Annotated in this window: 15 protein-coding genes; 9 read left to right on the forward strand and 6 right to left on the reverse strand. The window is 77.1% G+C overall.

Translation table 11 applies throughout. From position 1 onward, the window contains the following. Nucleotides 1-54 precede the first annotated feature (54 nt). Nucleotides 55-2,040: a SpoIIE family protein phosphatase gene (locus tag ACI78R_RS04965; protein WP_457039851.1), complete on the reverse strand. Its 1,986-nt coding sequence runs from the start codon at nucleotides 2,038-2,040 to the stop codon at nucleotides 55-57. 139 nt (nucleotides 2,041-2,179) lie between these two features. Here ACI78R_RS04965 and ACI78R_RS04970 point away from each other — a divergent pair, with 139 nt between their 5' ends. Together ACI78R_RS04970 and ACI78R_RS04975 are read left to right on the forward strand one after the other, a co-directional pair. Continuing rightward, the gene (locus ACI78R_RS04970; RefSeq protein WP_457039852.1) at nucleotides 2,180-2,587 is read left to right on the forward strand and encodes a hypothetical protein; all 408 of its coding nucleotides are present in this window, start codon (nucleotides 2,180-2,182) and stop codon (nucleotides 2,585-2,587) included. A gap of 14 nt (nucleotides 2,588-2,601) precedes the next feature. Continuing rightward, nucleotides 2,602-3,477 (forward strand): cobalamin-binding protein, encoded by an 876-nt coding sequence (locus ACI78R_RS04975; RefSeq protein WP_457039853.1) that lies wholly within the window; start codon nucleotides 2,602-2,604, stop codon nucleotides 3,475-3,477. Between the two features lie 37 nt (nucleotides 3,478-3,514). On the opposite strand, the gene ACI78R_RS04980 is transcribed toward ACI78R_RS04975, so the two are convergent. Then, entirely contained in the window at nucleotides 3,515-4,237 is a 723-nt protein-coding gene (locus tag ACI78R_RS04980; RefSeq protein ID WP_457039854.1) for a YcnI family protein, read from the reverse strand. A gap of 149 nt (nucleotides 4,238-4,386) precedes the next feature. Between ACI78R_RS04980 and ACI78R_RS04985 the strand changes: the two genes are divergently transcribed. Then, nucleotides 4,387-5,280, forward strand: a complete 894-nt coding sequence (locus tag ACI78R_RS04985; protein WP_457039855.1) for an alpha/beta fold hydrolase — start codon at nucleotides 4,387-4,389, stop codon at nucleotides 5,278-5,280. 41 nt (nucleotides 5,281-5,321) lie between these two features. Here ACI78R_RS04985 and ACI78R_RS04990 read toward each other — a convergent pair whose 3' ends face one another. Beyond that, the gene (locus ACI78R_RS04990) at nucleotides 5,322-6,092 is read right to left on the reverse strand and encodes an SDR family NAD(P)-dependent oxidoreductase (protein WP_217651296.1); all 771 of its coding nucleotides are present in this window, start codon (nucleotides 6,090-6,092) and stop codon (nucleotides 5,322-5,324) included. A gap of 121 nt (nucleotides 6,093-6,213) precedes the next feature. On the opposite strand from ACI78R_RS04990, the gene ACI78R_RS04995 reads away from it, so the two are divergent. From ACI78R_RS04995 to ACI78R_RS05005, 3 genes are read left to right on the forward strand one after another with little or no spacing between them, the layout of a single operon-like run. After that, nucleotides 6,214-6,624, forward strand: coding sequence for a hypothetical protein (locus tag ACI78R_RS04995; protein ID WP_457039856.1), 411 nt, complete (start codon nucleotides 6,214-6,216; stop codon nucleotides 6,622-6,624). Then, nucleotides 6,545-7,657, forward strand: a complete 1,113-nt coding sequence (locus ACI78R_RS05000; RefSeq protein WP_073421668.1) for a PHA/PHB synthase family protein — start codon at nucleotides 6,545-6,547, stop codon at nucleotides 7,655-7,657. The genes ACI78R_RS04995 and ACI78R_RS05000 overlap by 80 nt, the downstream gene beginning before the upstream one ends. Nucleotides 7,658-7,659: 2 nt before the next feature. Beyond that, nucleotides 7,660-8,214: a GNAT family N-acetyltransferase gene (locus ACI78R_RS05005; protein WP_073421667.1), complete on the forward strand. Its 555-nt coding sequence runs from the start codon at nucleotides 7,660-7,662 to the stop codon at nucleotides 8,212-8,214. Between the two features lie 86 nt (nucleotides 8,215-8,300). Here the strand turns inward: ACI78R_RS05005 and ACI78R_RS05010 are convergent, their stop codons facing one another. The 3 genes from ACI78R_RS05010 to ACI78R_RS05020 form a co-directional block, all read right to left on the reverse strand. Further along, on the reverse strand, nucleotides 8,301-9,938 hold the full coding sequence (locus ACI78R_RS05010) for an ABC-F family ATP-binding cassette domain-containing protein (protein ID WP_457039857.1): 1,638 nt from the start codon (nucleotides 9,936-9,938) through the stop codon (nucleotides 8,301-8,303). Between the two features lie 85 nt (nucleotides 9,939-10,023). Then, entirely contained in the window at nucleotides 10,024-11,124 is a 1,101-nt protein-coding gene (locus ACI78R_RS05015; RefSeq protein WP_457039858.1) for an adenylate/guanylate cyclase domain-containing protein, read from the reverse strand. A 13-nt stretch (nucleotides 11,125-11,137) separates the two neighbouring features. After that, nucleotides 11,138-11,596 (reverse strand): universal stress protein, encoded by a 459-nt coding sequence (locus tag ACI78R_RS05020; protein WP_457039859.1) that lies wholly within the window; start codon nucleotides 11,594-11,596, stop codon nucleotides 11,138-11,140. A gap of 205 nt (nucleotides 11,597-11,801) precedes the next feature. On the opposite strand from ACI78R_RS05020, the gene ACI78R_RS05025 reads away from it, so the two are divergent. The 3 genes from ACI78R_RS05025 to ACI78R_RS05035 all read left to right on the forward strand — a co-directional run bounded on the left by ACI78R_RS05025 (nucleotide 11,802) and on the right by ACI78R_RS05035 (nucleotide 14,508). Then, nucleotides 11,802-12,803: an ABC transporter ATP-binding protein gene (locus tag ACI78R_RS05025; protein ID WP_457039860.1), complete on the forward strand. Its 1,002-nt coding sequence runs from the start codon at nucleotides 11,802-11,804 to the stop codon at nucleotides 12,801-12,803. Further along, nucleotides 12,800-13,555 carry an ABC transporter permease gene (locus ACI78R_RS05030; RefSeq protein ID WP_073421662.1) on the forward strand — a complete coding sequence of 252 codons (756 nt, stop codon included), beginning with the start codon at nucleotides 12,800-12,802 and terminating at the stop codon, nucleotides 13,553-13,555. Before ACI78R_RS05025 ends, ACI78R_RS05030 begins: the two co-directional genes overlap by 4 nt. A 107-nt stretch (nucleotides 13,556-13,662) precedes the next feature. Then, nucleotides 13,663-14,508, forward strand: coding sequence for an ankyrin repeat domain-containing protein (locus ACI78R_RS05035; protein ID WP_457039861.1), 846 nt, complete (start codon nucleotides 13,663-13,665; stop codon nucleotides 14,506-14,508). The last annotated feature ends 51 nt before the right edge of the window (nucleotides 14,509-14,559 follow it).

Below are 14,559 nucleotides of genomic sequence, written 5' to 3' on the forward strand. Positions count from 1 at the left end.
CTCCGTCGGCCCGGCCGTGCCGGCGGAGCGTAGCGATCACAGGCCTGTGGCGCCTCAGCCCGCGGCGGGCAGCCGCACCAGGTCGAGCACCGCCCGGGCCGCGCTGCCCGGCGGCGCGAGCAGCACGAGCTCGCGGCCGTGCCCGGCGAGCTGGTCGCGCACGCGGTGCAGGACCTGCACTCCGGCGCTGGCCAGCAGGGTGACCGCGGACAGGTCGAGGGTCAGCGACAGCACGCCGCCGCGGGTGGCGGCCGCCACCGTGCGGTCGAGCTCGTCGACGCTGGTGACGTCGACCGGCCCGCTCACCCGCAACCGCACCGCGCCGGGGGTGCCGTCGGGCTCCCCGGGCACCACGCCGAAGGGCTCGCGGGGCGGCGCGGCGGCGCCCGGGCCGGCGTCGGCGTCGGCGCCGAGCATCGCCGGCCGGTGGAGCCGGTGCCGGAGCGTGACCACGGTCCCCGAGCCGCCGTCGGAGCGCTGCACGTGCAGCGAGTCGGTGAGCTGCTGGGCGAGCAGCAGCCCGCGTCCGCGGTGCGAGGCGCCCGGGTCGGGGTCGCGCCACCGCCCCTCGTCGGCGACGCGGCACTCGAGCACCCCGTCGGGCAGCAGCACCGCGTCGAGCCGGACCGGGCCGGTCTCGCCGCGCGGGTAGGCGTGGTCGACGGCGTTGGCCACCGCCTCCCACACGGCGAGCTCGACCGCGCCCCGGTCGTCGGCGGCCGGGTCGAGCTCGTCGAGCCACGCGTCGACGGTCCGCCGCAGCCGGCGCACCTCGTCGCGGGCCGTGCCGGAGTCGGCGTGCAGGGGCGGCACGGGCACCGGCAGGCGGTGGGCGGCCAGCGTGGTGACGTCGTCGTCGTAGCCGGTGCGGGTGAGCAGCTCGACGGTCAGCCGGCACAGCCGCTCGTCGGGGGTGCCCGGCGCGCCGAGCGGGAGGGCCCGGTTGGCGGCCGCGTCGGAGGCGACGCCGGCGAGCTCGGCCATGCCGTCGGCGATGCTGCGGAAGGGCCGCTCGATGAGCCCGTCGCTGTACAGGAGCACCGTCTCGCCGGGGGCGAGGACGTCGTCGGTGATCTCGGGGACGGAGCCCGGGGCGGCGGTGCCCAGCGGTCCCGCCGCCCCGGGGGCGAGGAAGCGGGTCGTCCCCTCCTCGTCGACCACGAGGGGCGGCGGCTGGCCGCAGCAGGCGTAGCGGAGGGCGCCGGTCGCCGGGTCCAGGACGACGAGCGCCACGGTCGCGGCGTGCAGCCGCGGGTTGCGCGCGGCGAAGGCGTCGGCCCGGGCGAGCGCCTCGGCGGGTCCGAGGCCGGCGAGCAGCGCGTCGCCGAGGACCGCGCGCAGCTGGCCCATGGCCGCCGAGGCCGCCACCCCGTGCCCGACGACGTCGCCGACGACGAGCGCCACGGTCCCCGCGGGCAGCGGGATCGCGTCGAACCAGTCGCCGCCGGCCACCTGGTCGCCCGCGGCCACCAGGTACCGGGCGGAGATCCGGGCACCGGGCAGCACCGGCAGGGTGGCCGGCAGCAGTGCCTCCTGCAGCGTCGTGACCAGGGCCCGCGCGTCCCGGAAGCGCCGCTCGGCGTCGGCGGCCTGCTCCTGCGCCGCCTGCCGGGCGAGCACCTGCTCGGTGACGTCGTGGGCGAAGGTGGCCACGCCGTCGACCTCGCCGTCGGCCGAGCGGGTCGGCGCGAGGTGGAAGTCGAGGAACACCTCCTGCAGCTCCCCGGTACCGCCGGGGTCCACCTGCAGCCGCCACTCCCGGGCCACCCGGTCGCGGCCGGTCGCCAACACCTCGTCGAGGAGCTCGAAGATGTGCTGCCCCTCCAGCTCGGGCAGGGCGTCGCGGATCGGCAGGCCGACCAGGTCGTCGCGGCCGAAGAACGCCCGCATCGCGCCGTTCGCCGCGACGACGGCGTGCTCCGGGCCGCCGTAGACGCACAGGATCAGCGGCATCTGGTCGTAGGCGACGCGGACGGCGGAGGCGTCGCCGACCAGCCGGTCGGCGTCTGCTCCGCCGCGCTGCACCACTCGCCCACCCACCCCCGCGGTCCTCCGGCGCGAGCGCGCCGCGGCGCCCCCCTACCCCCCGGACCTGCGGGTCCATGCACCGTGCCGGTGCGCGGCACCCCGCCGGGCGGTCCTCCTGGCCGTGCGGCCCCCGGTGGTCGATGATCGGGTGATGACGGTCACCGCACTGCCCTCGCGCGGGAGGTGGGTCTGGGACGCGCGCGACCGGACCCGCGCGGTCCGCGTCTCGGCGCACGCCGCCCAGGGGCTGCTCAACCTGAGCATCTGGCGCGACGACGTGTGCGTCGGCACCGTGAAGCTGCGGCCCGACGAGGCCGCCGACCTGGTGTCCGGCCTGTCGGAGGGGCTCGCCCAGCTGGCCGCCGCGCCGGCCCGCCCGGTCCCGGTCGACGCGCGGGTGCTCGACCTGGAGACGCGCCTGGCCGCCGTCGAGTCCGCCGTCGGGGGGCCGACAGGCGCCGCCCGCCGGTACCGCAGCGAGCCGCCCGCGCTGCGGGTGGCCCGCGCGCTGGCCCGCCGGGTGCAGCAGCGCCTCGCGCCCGGCCCCCGGGCCCGCTGACACCGGGCCGGCCCGTGCGGGTCGTCTCCCTGCTCCCGTCGGCGACCGAGATCGTCTACGCCCTGGGCCTCGGCGAGCAGCTCGTCGGCGTCACGTTCGAGTGCGACGAGCCGCCGCGGGCCCGCGCCGAGAAGACCGTCGTCGTCGGCGGGCTGGACACCGCGGGGATGACGCCGGCGGACGTCGACGCCGCCGTCCGCGCCCGCGTCGCCGCCGGGGAGGACCTCTACACGCTGGACGCCGGCGCCCTCGCGGCGCTGGACCCCGACGTCGTCCTCACCCAGGACCTCTGCCGCGTCTGCGCGCTGCCGGCGGGCTCCGTCGACGACGCGCTGGCGCACCTCGGCTGCCGCGCCGACGTGGTGACCCTCGACCCGCACACCCTCGAGGACGTCCTGGCCACCATCACCACCGTCGGCGAGCGCACCGGCACCGCGCCGCGGGCCGCGGAGCTCGTGGCGTCGCTGCGCGCCCGGCTGGACGCCGTCGCGCGCCGGGTGGCCGGGCGGCCCCGCCCGCGGGTGGCCGTCGTCGAGTGGGTCGACCCGCCGTTCCCGGCCGGGCACTGGGTCCCCGACCTGGTCACCGCCGCGGGCGGGCAGCCGGTGGCGTGCCGCCCCGGGCAGCGGTCGGCGCCGGTCCCCTGGGCCGAGTTCAAAGCGGCCCGCCCCGACGTCGTCGTGGTCGCGCCCTGCGGCTTCGGCCTGGACGGGGCCGCCGGGCAGGCGGCCGACGTCGCGGGCCGGCTGCCCGGCGTGCCGGTCTGGGCGGTCGACGGCAACGCGGTGGTCGTCCGCCCCGGCCCCCGGCTGGTCGACGGCGTGGAGGTCCTCGCCGCGCTCCTGCACGGCGGGGAGGTGCCGCCGCACCTGGCGGTCCGGGTCGCCTGAGCGGCGGCTCCCCAGGAGGTGAGCCGCCGCGGCCGGCTCAGGCGGTGGGGGTGCGCCGGCGCGTGGTCCAGGCCAGCGCCAGGCCGGCGACGCCGGTGACCGCGCCGACGACGCCGAGCACCAGCGCGGTCGTGGCGGTCCCGGAGCCGCCGTCGCCGCTCGCGGAGGCCTCGGCGACGTCGGTGGTGGGGGCGTCGCTGCCGCCGCCGTCGCCGTCGGCGGCCGCGGCACCGGCCAGTGTCAGCACCGGCGCCGGGTACTCGGGCTCCTCGCCGCCGACCGTGGGCTCGATCCAGGCGGCCTCCGTGCCGTCGCTGTAGGTCTGCACGGCCGGGTAGCTCACCTCGTCGGCGTCCGGGAACGGGCCGCCGGACAGCGCGAACTCCAGGAACTCGCCGGGGCCGATGCCCTGGCCCTCCTCGGCGCGGAACTCCACGACGGAGACGTACTCGGTGATCTCCTGGCCGTGGGACTCCAGCGGCTCGGCCAGCTGCGCCCGGGTGGTCGACACCGTCCAGCCGGGCACCGGCATGGCCCGCAGCGAGGCCATCGCGGCCTCCTCCGGGACGGAGATGCGGACGGCCACGGTGCTGGCGGTGTCGCTCTCGTTCGGCACGCGGAAGGTCAGCTTCCCGTAGCCGCCGGCGGCCGCGTCCTGCGACGAGACGGTCACGTGCGCCGAGGCGACCCCGGCGGTCGCCAGGAGCGCGGCCAGGCCGGCCGCCAGGACGACGGCCAGCCGGTGGATGGTGCGGGACACGGTTCTCCTCGGGTCGGTGGTCGGGTGCGGCGGGCCGCACCTCTCCCCCCTCTGGTCGCCGCGCGCGCCGCCGCGGTTCCCGTGTGCCCGGTCACGGCCGGCACCGAGCCGCCCGACGGTCCTGTGCGGTGCCGGTTTAGCGTCGCCGCATGGAGCACACCGGGGTGCAGACCACCCGCGCCGGCGACGTCGAGATCGCCTACGAGACCTTCGGCTCGCCCGAGGACACACCGCTGCTGCTGGTCATGGGCCTGGCCACCCAGATGGTCGGCTGGCCCGACGGGTTCTGCCGGATGCTCGCCGACCGCGGCCTGTACGTCGTCCGGTTCGACAACCGCGACATCGGCCTGTCCACGCACCTCCACGACGCCGGCGCGCCCGACGTGCTCGCCGTCATGGGCGGCGACCACAGCCGCGTCGCCTACCGGCTGGCCGACATGGCCGACGACACCGCGGGCCTGCTCGACGCGCTCGGCCTCGACAGCGCGCACGTCGTCGGCGCCTCGATGGGCGGGATGATCGCCCAGACGCTGGCCATCCGGTACCCGCAGCGGGTGCGCAGCCTGACCTCGATCATGTCGACGACCGGCGACCCCGCCGTCGGCTCCCCCGCCGAGGCCGCGATGGGCGTCCTGCTCGCCCCGCCGGCCACCGACCGGGAGTCCGCGCTGCAGCGCGCCGTCGACACCTACCGCGTCATCGGCTCGCCGGGCTTCGAGTTCGACGAGGCCGGCCTGCGCGAGCGCGCCGGGCTGTCCTTCGACCGCGCCCACGACCCGGCCGGCGTCGCCCGCCAGCTCGCCGCGATCCTCGCCAGCCCCGACCGCACCGCCGACCTGGCGTCGGTCGCCGTCCCCACGCTGGTCGTGCACGGCGAGCAGGACGCGCTGGTGGACGTCTCCGGCGGCCGCGCGACGGCGGCGGCGATCCCCGGCGCCGAGCTGCTCGTCGTCGACGGGATGGGCCACGACCTGCCGCGCGAGGTGTGGCCGCAGATCGTCGACCGGGTCGCCGCGCTGGTCGACCGGGTCGAGCGGGCCTGACCTCCCGGGGCCCCGGCGCGCGGCGGGGCCCCGGACCGGGCTCAGCTGGTGAGCATGCCGCCCTCCACCGGGATCGTCGTCCCGGTGACGTAGCCGCCGGCCTCGCTGACGAGGAAGACGAGGGCGGCCGCGAGCTCCATCGGGTCGCCGGCGCGGCCGGCGAGGACCCGGCCCATCTGCTGGTCGAGGTAGCCCTCGGGGTACTGGTCGGTCATCTCCGAGGCGAAGAAGCCCGGCGCCAGCGCGTTGACCCGGATGCCCTTGCGGCCGGTCCACTGCTGCGCGAGGTCGCGGGTCAGGCCGATCAGCCCCGCCTTGCTCGCCGCGTACGCCGCCTGGGGCAGCCCGGCGGTGGTCAGCCCCAGCACGCTGGAGATGTTGACGATCGAGCTGCCCGGCTGCATCACGCGCCCGCAGGCCTGGGCCATCCAGTAGCAGCCGTTGAGGTTCACGTCGATGACCGACCGGAACTCCTCCGGCTTCTCGCGGGTGGCCGGCGCGGCGGTGCCGATGCCGGCGTTGTTGACCAGGACGTCGACACGCCCGAACTCCGCCATCGTGGCGTCGACCAGCGCCTGGCAGTCCTCCACCCGCGCGACGTCCGTGCGCACGGTGATCGCCCGCCGGCCCTCCGCCTCGACCGCCTCCCGCGTCGCGGCCATGCGGTCCTCGCGGCGGGCACCGAGGGCGACGTCGGCCCCGGCCTGCGCCAGCGCCCGGGCGAACACCACGCCCAGCCCCGAGGACGCCCCCGTCACGATCGCCACCCTGCCGTCGAGCCGGAACATGTCCAGGACGCTCTTGTCCGCCACCGTGCACTCCCCTCGCCGACCATGCCGTCCCCGGGACCGTATCCGGGCTGTGCGGTACATCACCGCCCGGGCGGGTAGGGGGTGCTGCGCGGGCAGCAGGACCCGCGGGGAGGGAGTCGGCATGACGTCGGCACAGCCACCGGGCACGCCGCTGTGGCGGCAGGCGTTCGACGCCGCCGAGAGGGCGGTGACCCCCCACGCGGAGAACCTGGTGCGGACCCCCGGGTTCGCCACCGGCGTCACCCTGCTGCGCCGCGCGCAGACGATGGCGCGCGACACCGCGCGCGGGGTGTCCGCCCGCGCCTGGCACCTGGTCAACCTGCCCGCCGGCAGCGACCTGGCGCGGCTGCGGGCGCAGATCGGCGCGCTGGACCGCGAGGTGCGCCGGCTGACCGTGCAGCTGGAGAACGAACGACGTGCCCGTGCCGCCGACCCCACCCCGGAGGAGCCCGATGCCGACGGTCCCCACTCCCCAGGCGGTGCTCGACCGCGTGCGCCGCGACGTCGAGCGCAACGCCCTCCGCGCGCGTAACGGCATCAAGCTCGCCGCCGGCGTCGACCGGCCCGGCGTCGGGCTCACGCCCAAGGACGTCGTCTGGCAGCGCGGCCGCACCCAGCTGTGGCACTACCGCAGCGAGAAGGTGCGGTACTCGCCGCCGCTGCTCATCGTGTTCAGCCTGATCAGCCGCAGCTACATCCTCGACCTGACGCCGGGGAACTCCTTCGTCGAGCAGCTGCTCGACGCCGGCTTCGACGTCTACATGGTCGACTGGGGCGAGCCCGACGAGCGCGACGCGCAGAACCGCCTCGAGGACTACGTCGACGACTACGTCCCCGCGGCCGTCGACCGGGTGCGGGAGATCTCCGGCGCCGACGAGGTCAACCTGTTCGGCTACTGCTTCGGCGGCGACCTCTCGCTCCTCTACGCCGCGCACCACCCCGACGCCCCGGTGCGCAGCCTGAGCGTGCTGGCCACCCCCGTCGACTTCACGGAGATGGGGCCGATGGCCGACATCTTCCGCAGCGGCGGGATGGAGGTCGACGACGTGGTCGACGAGAACGGCAACGTCCCCCCGCGCATCGTCGTCCAGGGCTTCCGCACCCTCACCCCCACCGCCGAGGTCACCCGCTACGTGACGCTGTGGGAGCGGCTCTGGAACGACGAGTACGTGGCGGCCTACCAGGCGATGACCGGCTGGTCCGACGACCACATCCCGTTCCCCGGCGCGGCCGCGCGGGAGACCGTGCAGATGCTCGTGCGCGACAACGGCATGGTCACCGACCGGCTGACCGTCGGCGGGGACCGCGTGCACCTGTCCGACATCCGGCTGCCGTTCCTCACCGTGCGCGCCGACCGCGACCACATCGTCCCGCCGGCGGCCACGGCGCCCCTGATCGACCTGGTCGGGTCGGAGGACAAGCACGAGCTGCGGCTGCACGCCGGGCACATGGGGCTGGTGGTCGGCCGGACGGCGGCCAAGACCACCGTGCCGGAGATCATCGGGTTCCTGCGCCAGCGCAGCGACGAGCACACGCCCGGCCGCGCCGCCGGGCAGGAGGGGTGAGCGTGGACGTCGTCGAGCTCGGCGAGGCGCACTGCGACGCGCTGCTGCGGTTCTTCCGGTCGCTGCCGGAGGAGGACCTCACCTTCATCGAGGAGCAGGTGACCGACCCCGACGTCGTCCGGTCCTGGGCGTCGGGCGGCGGGAGCGCCCGGCGGTTCGTCACCGTCGACGGCGACGACCCGGGGGGCGACGTCGCCGGCTACGTGGCGATCCGGCGGCTGACGGGCTGGTCCTCCCACGTCGGCGAGGTCCGGCTCGTGGTCTCCCCCGCCCGCCGCGGCTCGGGCCTCGGCCGGGCGCTGGCCCGGCACGCCCTGGTGACGGCGGTCGGCGACGGGCTGACCAAGCTCGTCGTCGAGGTGGTCGCCGAGCAGGGCAGCGCGCTGGCGCTGTTCACCGGCCTGGGCTTCACCGGGGAGGCGCTGCTGCGCGACCACGTCCGCGACCGGGAGGGGCAGCTGCGCGACCTCATGGTGCTGGCCCACCACGTCGACGAGACGTGGTCGGGCATGGCCACCGTCGGCCTCGACGAGGCACTCGGCCAAGATCTGAGCTGACCTCCGCTCCCGTTCCCCGGCCTCCCTGCAGGGTCCCGCCGCGAGCTCGCGAGCGGTGGGGGGCAGGGAGGTCCTTCGACGGAGGCTCAGGACTCCGTGACCCGGCCGTCCTCGACGGCGAACCGGCGGGTGGTGGCCACGGCGTCGAGCATCCGGCGGTCGTGGGTGACCAGCAGCAGCGTGCCCGGGTAGGCGGCGAGCGCGGACTCCAGCTGCTCGATGGCCGGCAGGTCGAGGTGGTTGGTCGGCTCGTCGAGGACCAGCACGTTCACCCCGCGGGCCTGCAGGAGGGCCAGCGCGGCGCGGGTGCGCTCGCCCGGCGAGAGGGTCGCGGCGGGTCGCAGCACGTGCTCGGCGGTGAGGCCGAACTTGGCCAGCAGGGTGCGCACCTCGGCGGTGGGCCAGTCGGGCACCTCCGCGCCGAAGGCGTCCAGGAGCAGCCGGTCACCGGTGAACAGGCCGCGCGCCTGGTCGACCTCGCCCAGCCGCACCGCCGGGCCCAGCGACGCGCTGCCGGAGTCCAGCGGCACCCGGCCCAGCAGCGCGCCGAGCAGCGTCGTCTTGCCCGAGCCGTTGGGGCCGGTGATGGCCACCCGGTCGCCCCAGTCGACCTGCAGGCTCACCGGCCCGAGGGTGAACGCGCCGCGGCGGACGACGGCGTCGCGCAGGGTGGCGACGACGGCGCCGGCGCGCGGGGCCGCGGCGATCGTCATCCGCAGCTCCCACTCCTTGCGGGGCTCCTCGACCACCTCCAGCCGCTCGATGCGCCGCTCGGTCTGCTTGGCCTTGGCGCCCTGCTTCTCCGCCGTCGACCGGTTGTGCGCGGTGATGTGCTTGTCCGGGTCCTTCTTCTTCTTGACCGCGTCGCGCACGCCCTTGGCCAGCCAGTTGCGCTGCATCCGGGCGCGGGCCTCGAGCTCGGCCCGCGTCCCGGCGTACTCCTCGTACTCCTCGCGCGCGTGCCGCCGGGCCACCTCGCGCTCGGCGAGGTAGGCCTCGTAACCGCCGTCGACCACCCGCACCAGCTGCTGGGCGAGGTCGAGCTCGACGACGCGGGTCACGGTGCGCGACAGGAACTCGCGGTCGTGGCTGACCACGACGATGCCGGCGCGGTTGCCGGCGACGAACCGCTCGAGCTGGTCGAGCCCCGTCAGGTCGAGGTCGTTGGTCGGCTCGTCGAGCAGCAGCAGGTCGTAGCGGGACAGCAACAGCGAGGCGAGGCCCACGCGGGCGGCCTGCCCCCCGGACAGCGCGGGCATCGAGGCGTCCGGCGCGACGCCGGGGGCCACCTCGGCGAGCACCGCCCCGAGCCGGTCGTCGAGGTCGGCGCCGCCCAGAGCCAGCCACCGCTCCAGCGCCTCGCCGTAGGCGTCGTCGGCACCGGGCCGCCCCTCGGCGAGGTCGGCGGTGGCGGTGTCGAGGGCGGCCTGCGCGGCGGCCACGCCGGTGCGCCGGGCGACGGCCGCGGCGACGGTCTCGCCCTCGCGGCGGTCGCGCTCCTGCGGCAGGTGCCCGACGGTCGCCGCCGGCGGGCTGAGCGACACCGAGCCGCCGCCGGCGGGCAGCTCGCCGGCCAGGGTGCGCAGCAGCGTGGACTTGCCGGCGCCGTTGACGCCGACCAGGCCGACGACGTCACCGGGCGCGACGACGAGGTCGAGGCCGGAGAACAGGACGCGGGCGCCGTGGCCGGCGGAGAGGGCGCGCGCGACGAGGGTGGCGCTCATGGGGGTGCTCCCGGGAGGACGGTCGGAGGAGGGACGACGTCGGGTCCGCGGGTCACAGCACGCGACCACGGTAGCGCGGGCGCGCTCAGCCGTCGTGCGGGTTCCCGGCGTCGTCCTCGCGGTCGTCCCGGACGTCGTCCTCGGCGTCGCCGGCGAGGACGTCGTCGGCCATCTCGTCGAGCATCGACTCCAGCGCGTTGTCCTCCTCTCCCGGCGGCCGGCGGCGCACCAGCCAGGGCTGCAGGTGGTCGTAGCCGCGCACCGACACCCGCCGGAGCGGGCGCACCCGGTACTGCCGCAGGCCCCGCAGGTGCCCGGCCAGCACGCGGTCGGCGAGCAGCGTGCCGGGCCGGGCCAGCGAGGTGAGCCGGCTGGCCAGGTTCACCACCGGCGAGTAGACGTCGCCGAGCCGCGTGAGCACGGACCCGTAGGCGACGCCCACGCGCAGCGGCGGGCGGTCCTCGGCCTCCCAGGCGCCGGGCAGCGTCAGGCCGATCTCGACGGCGTCGACGGCGGAGACGGCGGTGTAGAGGACGCCGTCGCCGACGGTCTTGACCACCCGGCCCCGGTGCCGGGCGATGACCTCCGTCGCGGTGGCCTCGAACGCCTCCACCATCGCGCCGAGCTCGCGCCCGCCCATCCCGCGGGAGCGCGAGGTGTAGCCGACCAGGTCGGCGAACCCGACGGCGAGCTCGCGGCGGTCACCGGGCGCCCCGGCCGACATCAGCCGGTCCACGTTGGCCGCGAGGTGCCGGCGCCACACGTAGTCCTGCGTGCGGGCCAGCAGCGGCAGCAGCGTCTCGGCCGCGGCGACGACGTCGACCGGTCCCTCCGCGTCCCGCCCCTGGCGCAGCAGCGCGGCGGCGAGCAGGTCGGTCTGCCAGTCGGCCAGCCGCGACAGCGCCTGCCCGGTGGCCCGGGCGATCGACGCCTCGGTCCCCGGCTCGACGAAGCCGGAGTCGATGAGCGCCGAGACGGTCGCCAGCGCGCCGACGTCGGCGAGGGTGAAGGCCGGGTCGTCGTCGGCGACGTCGGGGAAGCCGAGCGCGCGCCACAGCCGCTGGGTCCGCTCCGGCGGCATGCCGGCCGCCGCAGCGACCTCCAGGCGCGTCAGCCGGCGCGGCCCGCCCAGCAGCAGGCGCTCCAGCGACTCCCGGACGTCGGGATCGGGGCCGGCGGGGTCCACGTCCGGCTCCGGGTCAGCCCGTCGTGTGGACGACGAGGACGTCGCAGGCCGAGCGCCGGGTGGCGTCGGCGGGGACCGAGCCCAGCAGCCGCCCCTTGATGCCGGCGAGCCCCCGGTTGCCGACGACGAGCAGGTCGGCGCCCTCGCGGCGGACCACGTCGAGCAGCGCCTCCACGGGCGAACCGACGACGGCGACCGTGCGCACCTCCCCCGCGCCCGCGGCCAGCGCCGCCTCCCCCGCCCGGCGGACGGTGTCCTCCGCGGGGTGCGAGCCGACCACCTGGTAGGCCTCGTCGCGCAGCACGTCCCGGGCCCGCGCGAGCTCCCGCTCGTCCTCCTCCGTCGGCAGGTACGCGCAGGCCACGACGAGGGCGGCACCGCACGCGCCGGCCAGGGCGCCCGCTCGCGCGACCGCGCGCAGGGAGGAGTCCGAGCCGTCGGTACCGACGACGACCGTCCGGTAGGCGCTCACGGCCGCACTGTAGTGACCGGCCGGACCCGCTGTGCCCGTGGTCACGGCGGCGCACCCGCTCGGGGCCGCGGGGGAACGGCCGGTGGACGGCGGGTGGCCGGCCGGTGTGGAGGCCGCGGCCCGGGGGCCGGAGGGGTCGGAACGGTCGGCCGGGTGCGCTTGGATGACTCCCGCACGGGGGTGCACGCACAGACGAGGAGGACCGATGCCCAGCGGCACCACCGCCGGACCACGGCCGGTGCGGATCGAGGTCGCCGGCCTGACCAAGACGTTCGGCTCGGTCCGGGCGGTGTCCGACCTCGGGTTCACCGTCGAGCCCGGTGCCGTCACCGGCTTCCTGGGCCCCAACGGCGCGGGGAAGACGACGACGCTGCGGATGGTCCTCGGCCTGGTCACCCCCGACAGCGGCCGCGCCACCTTCGACGGCGTCCCCTACGCGGCGCTGCCCGACCCGGTGCGCACCGTCGGCGCGGTGCTCGAGACCGCCTTCCACCCGGCCCGCTCCGGCCGCGACCACCTGCGCGTCTACTGCCGCGCCGCGGGCCTGCCGGTCGCCCGCGCCGACGAGGCGCTCGAACGGGTGGGCCTCACCGCCGCCGGGCGGCGCCGCGCCGGCGGCTACTCCCTCGGCATGCGGCAGCGGCTCGCGCTGGCCACCGCGCTGCTCGGCGACCCGCCGGTGCTGGTCCTCGACGAGCCGGCCAACGGCCTCGACCCCGAGGGCATCCTCTGGCTGCGCGGCTTCCTCCGGCACCTGGCGCACGACGAGGGCCGCACCGTGCTGGTGTCGAGCCACCTGCTCGCCGAGATGGAGCAGACCGCCGACCGGGTGGTCATCGTCGGCGCCGGCCGGCTGGTGCGGCAGGGTTCGATCGCCGAGCTGCGCTCGGGCGCGCAGGGCGCGGGCACCGTGCTCGTCCGCAGCCCCGAGGCCGACCGGCTCGCCGCCGTCCTCACCTCCGGCGGGCTGTCCGCCGCCCGCGGCGACGACGGGCTGGTCACCGTCGAGGGCGCGAGCCCCGCCGACGTCGGGGCCCGGGCCTTCGCCGCGCAGGTGGAGCTGCACGAGCTGCGCGCCGAGAGCACCGGCCTCGAGGAGCTCTACTTCCGGCTCACCGCCGGCCAGGAGCAGTACGCCGCCGGCACCCCCGACCAGCACGCGACCACCTCCGACCGGCCCACGGCCCCCGAGGGAGCGACCCGATGAGCGCGCTCGTCCGCGCCGAGTGGACCAAGCTGTTCACCACCCGCGTCTGGATCGGGCTGCTGCTCGGCGCGTGCGCGCTGACCATCGGCTTCGCCGTCCTGTTCACCGCCTTCGCCGGCAACCCCGAGAGCGGGCTGCCCGCCGTCGGCACCCCGGCCTACGAGCAGCTGGCGCTCGCGGTCGCCGCCAACGTGACGGTGCTCTTCCTGATCCTCGGCGTCATCGGGATGACCCAGGAGTACCGCCACCGCACGGCCACCCCGACCTTCCTCACGACGCCGCGGCGCGGCCGGGTGGTCGTGGCCAAGCTCCTGGCCTACGCCGCGGCCGCGGTGCCCTTCGCGCTCCTCGTGCTGGTGGTCAACTACGTCGTCGTGCTCGTCGCCGCGGGCGCGCGGGGCTCGGCACCGTCGCTGACCGGGGACAACCTGCAGGTGCTGGGCAACAGCGGGCTGGCGCTGGTGATCTACGCCGTCATCGGCGTGGGCCTGGGCGCGCTGCTGCGCAACCAGGTCGGGGCGATCGTCGGCGGGCTGGTCTACCTGTTCGTGATCGAGCCGATCATCCGGTCGATCCCCGCGACCGCCGGCACCTACAAGTGGCTGCCCGGTGGCGCGCTGGAGGCCATGACAGCGACGTTCGAGGCCCCCGACCTGCTCGAGCGGTGGCAGGGGGCGGTGCTGCTGCTCGGCTACGGTCTGGTGGCGGCGCTGCTGGGCACCCTGCTCGCCGTCCGCCGCGACGTGAGCTGAGCCCCGGCCCACCCGCACCGACGCCCCGAGCGCCGACGCCGGCGCCGGCCCGGCCACGGGCGCGGCGCCGCTCCCGCACACGACTCCCGAGGACGGGGACCCCCTGCATGACCACCCGCATGACGGTGCAGCGACTCATCCGGCTGGTGGAGGCCGGCGACCTCGGGGCGGTCCGCGCGGCCGTGGCCGAGGCGCCGCGGCTGCTGGCCGGCACGGTGGAGCGCGCCGGGGAGAGCGGCTGGACGCCGCTGCACGTGGCCGTCGCCTGCGGGCAGACCGTCGCCGTGCGCGACCTGGCCGCGGCCGGCGCCGACCTCGGGGCGCGCACCGAGTCCGGCCGCACGCCGCTGCACGTCGCCGTCTTGGAGGCCCCGGACCTCGTGCCGCTGCTCGGTGAGCTCGGCGCACCGGTCGACGCCCCGGCCGCCGCCTACCTCGACGACGCCGCGCGGCTGGCGGCCCTGCTCGACGGCGGCGCCCCGCTCACCGACCCGGTCACCGGCCTGGACCTGCTGACCGTCGCCGCCGCCGGCGGCGCGGCCGGGACGCTCCGGCTGCTGCTCGAGCGCGGGGCCGACCCCGACGGCGGTGCGCTCGCCGCCGCCGCCGCCGCCCGCCGGCCGGACCTGGTGCGCGCGCTGCTCGACGCCGGGGCCCGCGCCGACCGCCGCGACCCCGACACCGGGCGCACCGCGCTGCACGAGGCGGTGTCGGCCGGGACGCCGGCGGGCGCGCCGGCCGGCCCGGGGACCGGACCGGAGGGCGACGCGCCCGAGGTCGTGCGGCTCCTGCTGGCCGCCGGGGCCGACGTCGACGCCACCACCAGCGACGGCGCCAGCGCCCTCGACATCAGCCGGGTCGCCGCGGCCCGCCACCGGCGCGACGACGCAGGTCGGGCCGGTGCCCGCGACGCGCTGGTGGACCTGCTGGTGGCCGCCGGCGCGAGCAGCTGAGGGAGGTCGCGCGGGCCCCGCCGCGGGCCCGGCACACCGGCTGCGCACTCC

The organism is Geodermatophilus sp. SYSU D01106, assembly GCF_054049995.1.